Genomic DNA, 12,742 nt, shown 5'->3' with positions numbered 1-12,742 from the left:
GGGAATCAACCTGATTGTTGGCGACGAAGGGGAAGCCATTCTGCACACCGACGGTACCGTCGATCAGTTGCGAACGCTAAATACCGGTGTCGGAGGGACCGACACGATGACTCTTGGTAGCGGCACAAACGTGGTGATTGCCGGTGCCGCCACAGACAGCATTACCGTGGGATCAGGCACCGCAACGATCCTTGGCGATGAAGGCCAGCGAGTGGTGTCACGAAACAGCAGTGGCGCCATCACGGGTACCGTGATCGAAACAATCAACGATGCCGAAGGAGCCGACGACATCATTGTAGCGAACGGCGCCAGCAGCCTGGTGATGGGGGGAGCGGGCAGCGATACGATCACTGGCAACGCAGCAATGGGCGGAGCCCCCGATCCATCGTTCATTATCGCAGGTGATGCGGCGCGAGCCGAGTTTGACAGCGCAGGGCAGTTGCGACTGTTCTTTACCAAGTCGCCAACGACAGGAGCCGCAGACACCATCACTTTGGTATCTGCCAATGACATCGTGTTTGGCGGGACCGGCGACGACATGATCAACGGGGGCGACGGCAACAACATCATCGCGGGCGATCACGCTCGGGCCACCTTTGATGTCAACGGCACACTGTTGACGTTTCAAACCATTGACACCGACTTCGAGGGGAATGACACGATCACGGCCGGATTCGGTAACGATATCGTCATCGGTGGTTCCGGATCGGACAATATAGCGGTTTCAGGCGGCGACAATCTGATATTGGGCGACAATGGACTGGCGACGTTTAACGCGGCTGGACAGCTATTGGACATCAGATCTGAAGCTCTTGCTGATGGCGATGACGACACGATCTTATCCGGCACAGGAAACGACGTCGTCATCGGCGGGAAGGGTAACGACAGCGTAACGACGGCTGGCGGCAATAACCGAATTGTGGGTGACAGCGGTCGGATCGCCTACGATGCGACTGGAATTCTTCGAGCTGTCAATTCGTTTGACGACGCCAGCGGTGGTGTCGATACGATCAACTCAGCAGCCGGAAACGACTTCATCATCGGCGGCGAAGGATCTGATGTTGTCACGTCGACTGGCGGCAACAATATCGTCATCGGCGACTTTGGCGACATTATCTTCGACGTGCTGGGAATTCTGACTCAGGTGGTTACTCGCAACATTGCCAACTTCGGTAGCGACGCGATTACCACCGGAGATGGACACGACATCGTTCTGGGTGGTGCCGGAGCGGACAACATTAATGCGGGCGTTGGCAACAACGTGGTTACCGGCGACTTCGCTCAGATCGACACATACGGCTCACGCCTGGTGAAAATAACTTCACTGGATGCAAGCAGTGGACATTCGGATTTCATATCCGTGGGTGACGGGAACGACACGGTCATTGGTAACGACGGCGCTGACAGCATAACGGCCAGTGGCGGAGACAACGTTCTGGTCGGTGATCATGCAAGGCTGACCTATCACGCGAATGGAGAACTGCAGAAGCTGGAATCGACTTCGCCGACTATTGGAGACGTGGACACGATTCTTTCCGGCTTAGGCAATGACATCGTCGTGGCTGGCCATAACAGCGACAATGTCACCATCTCCGGCGGCAACAACATCGTCATCGGAGACAACGGTGAAGCCATCTTTGACGACACAACAATCCTGAGAGAACTCCGCAGTACAACACCGAGTGACGGAGGTATCGACGCGATCCACACGGGCAGCGGCAACGATCTGGTCCTGTCCGGCAACGGTGCCGACGTGGTCACCATCGCGGGCGGAAACAATATCGTCATCGGGGACAATGGTCAGGCGATCTACGATGCCGCAGGAACGTTACGCACCGTGGAAACCTCAGACGCTTCAATCGGCGGCAACGATAGCGTCGCCACGGGGGCTGGAAACGACATTGTCTTCGGAGGTGCTGGTCAGGACGCCATCAATACGTCCGGCGGCGACAACCTCCTGGTCGGTGATTCCGGGATCGCCACATTTGATAGCGTCAGTCGCATTCAAAACATCGCGACCACTGACGCGACGGTCGGTGACACTGACACGATCGAATCCGGCGGCGGCAACGACGTCGTCCTGGCCGGAGCGGCAGGCGACACTGTCGACGCAGGTAACGGCAACAATACCATCGTCGCCGACAATGGTTCTGCAGACTTCTATAGCAATGGAAATATTTCGCATCTTTCGTCGACTGACAATTCTGTCGGCGGCCGCGACTCCATCATTGCGGGAACCGGTAACGACCTGGTCATCGGCGGAGTCGACAACGACACGATCAATGTTGTGGCTGGCGACAATATAGTCGCGGCCGACAATGCCGATTTTCTGTTCCGGAACGACGGGAGTCTGCAGCAGGTTCAGAGTGAAACCGTCGAATTTGCAGGAGCGGACACTGTCGCTACCGGATCCGGTTCAGACGTACTACTTGGCGGTTCGGACGCCGATCAGTTGGCGACTGCCGGCGGCAACAACCTGATTCTGGGCGACAATGGCCTGTTGGTTTTCGATTCCGTCGGAATCTGGATGACGGTAGAAAGCACAGCCACGCACGTTGGCGGCGACGACACGATCACCAGTGGCAGCGGAAATGACAACGTCATTGCTGGTTTCGGAAACGACAGCGTAACGACGACCGGTGGCAATAACGTCGTCTTCGGCGACAACGCGAAACTACAATCGCTGATCACCGAACAGCGTTACGAAACCATGGCCCCGTCGCTCGGTGGCACAGACAGTATTACATCAACGGGTGGCAACGACATCATCTTTGGTGGTGCTGCCAACGACGTCCTCGCGGCTGGCGACGGCGACAACATCATCTTTGGAGACCATGGATTCGCATTGCTCACACCAGCTTCTGACCTGGTCGAATTGCAGAGCACCGACTTTGAGATTGGCGGACTGGACACAATTAGCACCGGCACTGGGCGAGACTACATCTTTGGTGGGATCGCTTCCGATTCCGTGCAGGCTGGCGACGGAAGCAACGTCATCTTTGGCGATCATGGACGAGTTCAGCAGAATTCGAGCACGTTACAAACGATCACAAGTCTGGCGCATTCGACGGGCGACAACGACACGATCACCGCAGGCAACGGCACCTCAATCGCCGTCGGCGGTTTCGGTTCTGATGACATTACGATCGGAGACGGACACAACACTGTTGTTGGTGACAACGGTCTGATCACTCGCAACAACTTTGATCACCTGCTGACAGCCACAACAACATCTGCAACCATTGGTGCTGCCGATGTCGTGAGTCTCGGCACGGGTGTGGGTGTTGCTTTTGGTGGAGCGGCCAATGACACAATTACGGCCACCGGCGGCCGAAACCTGCTGCTCGGCGACCACGGCGATGTGACGTTTGATGGTGCGGGATTGTGGCAGACAGTGACCTCCATCGACACAACCGTCGGCGGCGATGACACCGTTTCCGCTGGAACCGGCGAAGACTTCGCGATCGGCGGATTTGGCAAAGATACGATCACGCTGAACGATGGAAACAACATCACACTGGGCGACAACGGTTCGGCGACGTTCAACGCAGCCGGGCAATTGCGAACAATCCAGACGATTGATGCGCACATCGGTGATGCGGACATGATCCGCACAGGCATTGACAGCGACATAGTTCTGGCCGGAGCGGCCAACGACGACATCAATGCCAGTGATAGTCGAAACGTTGTCTTCGGTGATCACGGGATTGTATTGATCAATGATGCTGGCCAATGGACGGAAGTTGTTTCGACAGACTTTACTCACGGCGGTGACGACGTCATCGCAACGGGCACCAATGACGACGTGATCGTTGGCGGGCTTGGTGCTGACACGATTACAGCCGCCAATGGCAACAACCTCGTCGCTGGCGATCACGCTCATGCCACCTTTAACGCGGCAGGTTTCTTGCTGGCAACGGCCACACTTTCGCCGATAAATGGCGCGGCTGACACCATCACCAGCGGGATCGGCAGCGACATCGTCTTCGGCGGAGCGGGCGACGACAGCATCGATGCCAGTGATGGCCGAAACGTTGTGTTCGGCGATCACGGAACTATCGGCTTTGACGGAGCCGGTCAGTGGACCAACGTCGAAAGCACGGACGAAGGCATCGGCGCCAACGACACGATTGAATCGGGTGACCAAACGGACCTAATCATCGGTGGCACTGGGCAGGACGGCATCGCAAGCACCAACGGCGACAACGTGGTGATTGGCGACAATGCGACTCTGACGCTGAATTCTGCAGGCGAATTGCTGACTTTGAACAGCACCTTCGTCAACGACGGTGCCAGCGACTCGATCAACACAGGCGATGGTAACGACATCGTTGTCGCGGGATCGGCCGGTGACACGATCAATGCGGCCAATGGCCACAACGTTGTCATTGGCGATCACGCCGAATTCGTATTCGACGGGCTCGGCCAGTTCCTCAGCATCACGTCTGCCGCCACGGATATCGGCGGCGACGACGCAATCACGACTGGTAGCGACATAGACTTCGCGATCGGCGGATTCGGCAAAGATACGATCACGCTAGACGATGGAAACAACATCGCACTGGGCGACAACGGCTCGGCGACGTTTAACGCCGCCGGACAATTGCGAACAATGCAGACGATGGACGCGCACATCGGTGATGCGGACACGATCCGCACCGGCATTGACAGCGACATCGTTGTGGCCGGAGCGGCCGACGACGACATCAATGCCAGTGACGGACGCAACGTTGTCTTCGGTGATCACGGGATTGTATTGATCAATGATGCCGGCCAGTGGACGGATGTCCTTTCGACAGACTTCACTCACGGCGGTGACGACGTCATCACAACTGGCACACATGACGACGTGATCGTCGGTGGGCTTGGGGCTGACACTATTTCAGCCGCCAATGGCAACAACATGATCGCTGGCGATCATGCTCACGCAACCTTTAACGCGGCAGGTTTCTTGCTGGCAACAGCCACACTTTCGCCCATTAATGGAGCGGCTGACACCATCACCAGCGGGATCGGCAGCGACATCGTGTTCGGCGGAGCGGGCGACGACAGCATCGTTGCCAGTGACGGCCGAAACGTCGTGTTCGGCGATCATGGAACTATCGACTTTGACGGGGCCGGCCAGTGGACAAAGGTCGAAAGCACGGATGAAGGCATCGGCGGCGACGACACTATTGAATCGGGTGATCATGCGGACCTAATCATCGGCGGCACTGGGCAGGATGGCATCGCAAACACCAACGGCGACAACGTGGTCATTGGCGACAATTCGACGTTAACACTGAATTCCGCAGGCGAACTGTTAACCTTGAACAGTACGTTCGTCAACGACGGTGCGAGCGACACGGTCAGCACTGGCGATGGCAACGACATCGTTGTCGCGGGATCGGCGGGCGACACGATCAATGCGGCCAATGGCCACAACGTTGTTATTGGCGACCACGCCAAATTCGTATTCAACGGACTCGGCCAGTTCCTGAGCATCACATCAGCCGCCACAGACGTCGGTGGTGACGACTCAATCACAACTGGCAGCGGCAAAGACTTCGCGATCGGCGGATATGGTGAAGATACGATCACGCTAAACGATGGAAACAACATCGCACTGGGCGACAACGGTTCAGCGACGTTCAACGCAGCCGGACAGTTGCGCACAATTCAGACGATGGATGCGCACATCGGTAATGCGGACATGATCCGCACCGGCATTGACAGCGACATCGTTCTGGCCGGAGCTGCCAACGACGATATCGACACCAGTGACGGTCGAAACGTCGTTATAGGTGACCACGGCCGCGTTCTCGTTGACGATGCTGGCCAGTGGACAGACATTCGCACCAGCGATGCAGCCGTTGGTGGAAATGACGTCATCGAAACCGGCAATGACGACGATGTCGTATTTGGCGGATTCGCTGATGACACCATTCGACTAGGCACCGGCGACAACCTTGCGGTCGGTGACAATGGCGAAGCGACCTTCAACGCCGTCGGGCAGCTGCTCACGACGGCAACGAATTCCGCGGGTATTGGCGGAAAGGACAGCATCACATCTGGCGCAGGTTCCGACATTGTGATGGGAGGAACAGCGGAAGACACGATCGACGTCAACGACGGCAACAATCTTGTCATCGGTGACAGCGGCCAGATTCTGTACGATGGAGCTGGCCAGTGGCTGTCTGTGCAAACGACTGACACAGCGATCGGCGGGACGGACGTGATTAGCGCTGGCAGTGGTAACGACGTAGTCTTTGGTGGAGTCGCGGCCGACTCAATTTCGCTAAGCAATGGCGACAACGTTGCGATCGGTGATAATGGGATTGCGACGTTCAACAGCGGCGGTCAACTACTCACGATTGACAGTCATGCACCAGCGGCAGGCGGCAAAGATACCGTTACGGCTGGAGCCGGGCAGGATATCGTTATCGGTGGAACGGGCGACGATGATTTAAGCGTCGGCGACGGCACTAACGTGGTTATTGGCGACCATGCTGCGATCCTGTTCAATGGCGGTGGCCAATGGATGGATATCGCGAGCACTCACACGGCCATCGGCGGCGACGACACAATCACATCGGGCAGCGGCAACGATTATGTCTTTGCCGGATTTGGAAACGATGTGTTGGAACTCAGCAGCGGCAGCAACTTTGCCACCGGTGACAACGGCCACGCTCAGTTTGGCGCAGACGGTCAATTGCTGCTGATTGAAACGACTCACGCTGGCAACGGCGGTCAGGACACAGTCACAACCGGTATCGGTGATGATGTGGTACTCGCAGGCGATAACGACGATGTTGTCAACGTTAGCGGCGGTGACAATATCGTTGTTGGTGATCACGGCATTGCTACCTACTATGCAACAGGCATCTGGAAGAATGTGACCACGACGGTTCCGACGACTGGTGGGAACGACCAAATCACAACTGGCAATGGGGACGACCTGGTATTCGGTGGAATTGGCAGAGACAACATTCAACTGGACGACGGCGACAACATCGCATTCGGTGACACAGGCTCTGCAGACTTCAATGAAAATGGTTTCGCGACGCTGCTGGAAGAACGATCGCCGGGCTCCGGAGACGCGGACAGCATTTCAACAGGTATCGGAATCGACATCGCGATTGGTGGCGATCAGGACGACATCATCAGCGTTAGCCATGGCAGGAACCTGGTGATCGGCGACCATGGACGAATCGAACTTAACGCCGTTGGGCAATGGATCGCAGTGACGTCCAGCAGTGACAGCGTAGGTGGCAACGACACGATCACCGCCGGAGACGACGACGACGTGGTTGTAGGCGGCGTGGCCAATGACACCATCGCACTGCTGGAAGGCTACAACTTCGCCATTGGCGACAATGGTCAGATCACGTTTAACGACCAGGGAGAATTTCTCATCGCGAAGGCGCAGTCGCCGAATGATGCTGGCCGCGATTCAATCACGTCCGGAAACGGCGTGGATATCATCCTGGGCGGAAGTGACGATGACCATGTGGACGCCTCAGATGGCCGAAATCTGGTCATCGGTGACAACGGTCGGATTGCATTTGATGGTCTGGGCCAGTGGCTGAATGTCACGACCATAGATGCAGCGATCGGCGGCAACGACACCATCCAAACCGGCACCGACGACGATATCATCTTCGGCGGATTTTCTCAGGATTCACTAACGGCCAACGATGGCGACAACACCGTCATCGGAGACAACGGCACCGCGACGTTTGATCCGAATGGACAAATTCGCGCCGTGACCACGCACAGTCCTGCACAGGGAAGTCATGACGTCATTAGCACTGGAATCGGCGAAGATATTATTCTGGCCGGTCATGGAAACGACGATGTCAACGCCAGTGAAGGCCGCAATGTGGTGGTCGGTGACAACGGAAATGTCACGCTGAATTCTGCCGGGCAATGGACCGACGTGTCGACCAGCGATTTCGCCATCGGCGGCGACGACGTCATCCTGACCGGCGACGCGCTGGACCTTGTCTTTGCTGGCTTCGGAAAGGATACGGTCACCGCCAATGAGGGCAGAAACACGGTCGTGGGCGACAATGGCCAAGCGACTTTGAATGATGCTGGATTCCTGCTGACATTGGCGACATCAAATCCGGCAGACGGAAACGACGACGTCATTACGACGGGCGATGATATTGACCTGGTTCTTGGCGGAACCGGCAGCGACACGATTGATGTGCGTGAGGGCCGCAATGTAGCTATTGGTGACAGCGGCGAAATCACGTTTGATGGAGCTGGCCAGTGGCTTAACGTCACAACATCGGCTGACTCAGTTGGCGGTGACGACACGATCAGCAGCGGCAATGCCGTAGATGTGGCCTTTGGCGGTGTCGGCCATGACAACATCAACCTTGGAGACGGTGACAATATTGCGGCCGGAGACAACGCGGCGGCGACGTTCAATTCTGCAGGCCAGATTCTGACGGTCGCTACCCAGTCTCCGCAGCATTCCGGGCAGGACAGTATCACCACCGGCAGCGGCAACGACGTAGTGTTTGGCGGCACCGACGACGACGCCATCGACGTGGCCAACGGTCAGAATGTAGTTGTAGGCGACAACGCGAACGCCACCTTTGACACTCAGGGGGAAATCCGCACCATCACAACTGCCGATTCGACGCACCTGGGACACGACACGATCACCAGCGGAATTCACGACGATCTGATTTTTGGCGGATCCGGCAAAGACAGCGTGACAATCGCTGACGGAAACAACATCGTACTGGGCGACAATGGCCAGGCAGAAATAGACGCAGCTGGATTTGTGACGCAACTGCAAAGCGTTACACCGGAAATCGGCGACGACGACGATATCCGCACGGGGGCCGGACAGGACCTCGTAATCGGTGGCGCGTTCCACGACAGCATTCGCACGGCTGCTGGGCGAGACCTGATCTTCGGCGACAACGCTCAAATTCAGGGACACATCGATCTGAATAGCCAACCGTTGAACAGCCAAACTCCTGATTTCATATTCACTTCGATTGCGACTCAGGATGCCGACAACGGTGGTCGAGACTTTATCCTCGCGGGAGCAGATGATGACATCGCGATCGGCGGCCAAAGTGATGACACGATCGTCGGTGGCGATGGCAATGATGATCTGATTGGCGGCCACAACGTTTCAAACGGCCACGACGGCAGCGACGCGATTGACGGCGGCACCGGGCATGATGTCATCGCCGGCGACAACGCCAGTATCCTAAGAAATCCGCGATCCACCGACGGACGATGGCAGGTCCTGAGTGGCACGGAAATTCATTCTTCCGAAGGAACGCCACTGATTACCGGCGCAGCTCAGAACGATCCGAGTTCCGTGCCGTTGCGAGACATTGTGCTGTTTGATCACACGTTCAGCACGGCTGGCACCGTTTACGGAAACGACGACCTGGCCGGTGGTTCAGAAAACGACCTGATCTTCGGGCAACTCGGTGACGACGCAATTCAGGGCGACGGAACGATCCTCGATGCATCCGGCGGTCGAACGCTGGACGTACGTTCTACAAAAGTTTCTATCGATGACTTTGCAGGCCCTAAACGCGATGGCGACGACTACGTCGAAGGCGGCGGAGGTAGCGATTTGATTCTGGGCAATCTCGGACAGGACGACATCGTTGGTGGCAGCTCGAATATGTTCGGCGCCGCGACGGCATCGTCTCGACCGGATGCGGAAGACATCATCTACGGAGGTTCCGGTACTCAAACTGCCCGCAACGATTCGGGCGACATGTCTGCCAACGGACATGCTCGTGATGCTGACGTAATTCTGGGTGACAACGGAAACATCTTCCGTCTGGTTGGCATCAATGGTACAGCCAGTAGCAGCGGCTACCTGAAGTTCACCTATGACACCTATGGCAGCGAAAATGTTATTCCTCGAGCCATCCAGCAACTCGATTACACCGCCGGCCAGATGTCTGACATTGACCTTAGCGATGAAATCCACGGCGAAGCGGGCGACGACATCATCTGGGGGATGTCAGGCAACGATGTGTTGTTTGGCGATGGCCAGGATGACGACATCATCGGCGGTGCGGGAAGCGATCGAATCTACGGCGGTACCGGTGTCGACGGCATTCTCGGCGACGACGGGCGGATCTTCACAAGCCGAAACGGACTCACAGAAACTTTGCATGGGCTCACATCACCGAACGCTCAGGAAATCGACTTCCTGCCTGGCACGGTGATCGGAGCGGCTCATCACCTAACCGGCCAACTCCACAAATCAGTCGACCTCTACAGCTTCCATGTGGGCGGACACGATGTGATCTACGGTGGCCTGGGCGACGACTTCATTCACGGCGGGGCAGGCGACGATGCGATTTCCGGAGCCGAAGCGTTGGAAACTCACTTCCACACGTTGTTGCCGACGACGTCTTCGATCCTGAATTACGACGCCACGGAACGAAAGTTCGCGGACTACAACGCTGTGGACGCTTTATCTCGAATTGACGGCTTCGCACTGAACTTCGATGCTACCGACGCGAATGGTGAGAAGATCAACGATGGTGTCGACCGAATTTTTGGCGACACCGGCAACGACTGGATTGTCGGCGGTACCATGAACGACCGCCTGTTCGGCGGGATGGGCGATGACCTGTTGAACGCTGACGACGATCTTTCGACAAACAACGGACTCAACAACGTTCCCGATGCACCAAATCTGGCGGACGCCGATTTCGCATTCGGGGGCGGCGGCTATGACGTGCTGATCGCCAACACAGGGGCCGACCGACTGATCGATTGGTCTAAGCGGTTTAACACCTACGTTGTGCCGATCACTGCGACATCAGCAGGTGCCGGTGGTGTGAGTCCAACTGTGATCCGGGATCCTCAGCCTGTTGTGGTCGACTTCCTGATTACGATGGCGGCAGCTTCCGGAGCAGACGACGACATCGATGCGGCAACCAATGAGATCCACGCGGAACTGGGCTTGGTGACGGTCGAAGACGGCCAGCTTTGGCGTGACCAATTGTGGCAGAAGAAGGATCGAGATCCTCAGCCATCAAACCTGACAACCGGACTGGATACTCGGGGAAGCATCGAAACGTTCCCGACGGCGGCCGTGGAAGTTTCCGAATCGAATGGCCAGACTGTTGTCGTGGAAGGTGGGACGACCGATTCGGTCATGGTCACTCTTGCGGCCGCGCCTACGTCCTACGTGATGATTCATGTGACGTCAGCGAATACCGCCGCCGTCTTGGCGGACACATCCATGTTGACGTTCACACCAGAAAACTGGTTCGTGCCACAGTACATCACTTTGTCGGCTGTGAACAACATGCAGTACCATGGCGACCGCGACGCAGCCGTGGAATTCACGATCGATGCTGAGTCCGACAGTCCCTACCAGAACGTGGCGATGCCAACCATCACCGTGACCTGCATCGATGACGAAGTCGCAGCTCCAACGCTCACCGGTCCGAATCAAACAACGTCAGACGATACGCCAGTGTTCTCATGGACGGCGGTTGTGAATGCAGTCGAATACGAACTCTGGGTCAATAACCTCGCGGTTTCAACCGGACCAGTGATTCATCAACGAGTCACCGGCACAAGCTTTGAGCCGCAGGTCAGCCTGGGACCTGGCACGTTCCGAACATGGGTACGAGCCGTCCTGCCTGATGGACGTTATTCAATGTGGAGTGACGCATCCGACATAACGATTGGCGAGCGGGCGCAGTTGACGCTGCCAGAGGATTCCGTTTCAACGGCACGTCCCGAGCTGACATGGAATGCCGTCAGCGGAGCACACCATTATGAAATCTGGGTCAACAACTTAACCACTGGCGATAATCGTGTGATCCACGATCTCGATATATCGGGCACGTCATACACGCCGACATTCGATTTGCCGATTGGGAACTACCGAGTCTGGGTGCGGCCAATCACTGAATCGGGCAATGCACTGCGTTGGTCTGCACCGGGTAATTTGTGGGTCCGAACTGCAGCTCTGACGGTTGAAGCCCCCGCAGCAACCTTCGACACGACGCCGGAATTCAGCTGGCAACCTGCTGCTGGAGCGACTTCGTACGAAGTGTACCTTCGCAACCAATCTACCAAGGAAGTGATCAACATTGTCAATATTCAGGATACGGCGTGGTCGCCCACATCTGACCTGGAATTGGGGGACTATCGTTTCTGGGTTCGAGCACACAGCAGCGGACTGACGGCGGCCTGGTCAGACGCCGTCGACCTGAATGTCGGCGGCCGAGCGACCGTGCTGGAAACGTCAAGCACTGGGATCACCTGGGACCTGGTGGCCGGTGCCGGCAGCTATTCACTGTGGATCGACCGTATCGACGTTGCCGAAAACGTGGTCAACCTTCAGGGGCTTACCAGCAACAGCTACTCGCTTGCGACACCTCTACAAGCCGGGACGTACCGCGTCTGGGTTCAAGCCCTGAATGTCGCGGGCAGTCCAGGCCTGTGGAGTCGTGAGGTCACCTTTACTGTCGCGGCTGTCGATGATGATTCCGAATCCGAAATCGTTGACACGCTCGACGCGCTTTTGGCTTCGATCGAGATCAATCTGCAAACCGACGCGACAGAACAGACTGTGCCAAGCCCCAAAGTACAGACTGTTGTCACTGCGGCAGACGACGCGAAGAAAACGTTGGACGAATCCACCACGGCATTCCATGATGAGGAATCGAAATTGATTGACGACATCATGTCGATCTGGGGCACTCAACTTAGCCCGGAAACAGGAGAAACCGAAGCGTGA

Annotated in this window: 1 protein-coding gene (only partly in view); it reads left to right on the top strand. The window is 56.7% G+C overall.

Translation table 11 applies throughout. The features are described 5' to 3' along the window. Positions 1-12,742: the final stretch of a hypothetical protein gene (locus Fuma_RS06225; RefSeq protein ID WP_145944013.1), read on the top strand. It extends 23,180 nt beyond the left edge of the window; 12,742 of the gene's 35,922 nt are visible here — the last part of the coding sequence; the start codon falls outside the window, past its left edge; the stop codon is at positions 12,740-12,742.

Source organism: Fuerstiella marisgermanici (assembly GCF_001983935.1).
Taxonomy (GTDB): Bacteria; Planctomycetota; Planctomycetia; order Planctomycetales; family Planctomycetaceae; genus Fuerstiella; species Fuerstiella marisgermanici.
The sequence above is the reverse complement of the archived record's forward strand: the minus strand, read 5'-3'. Positions and strand labels throughout refer to the sequence as shown.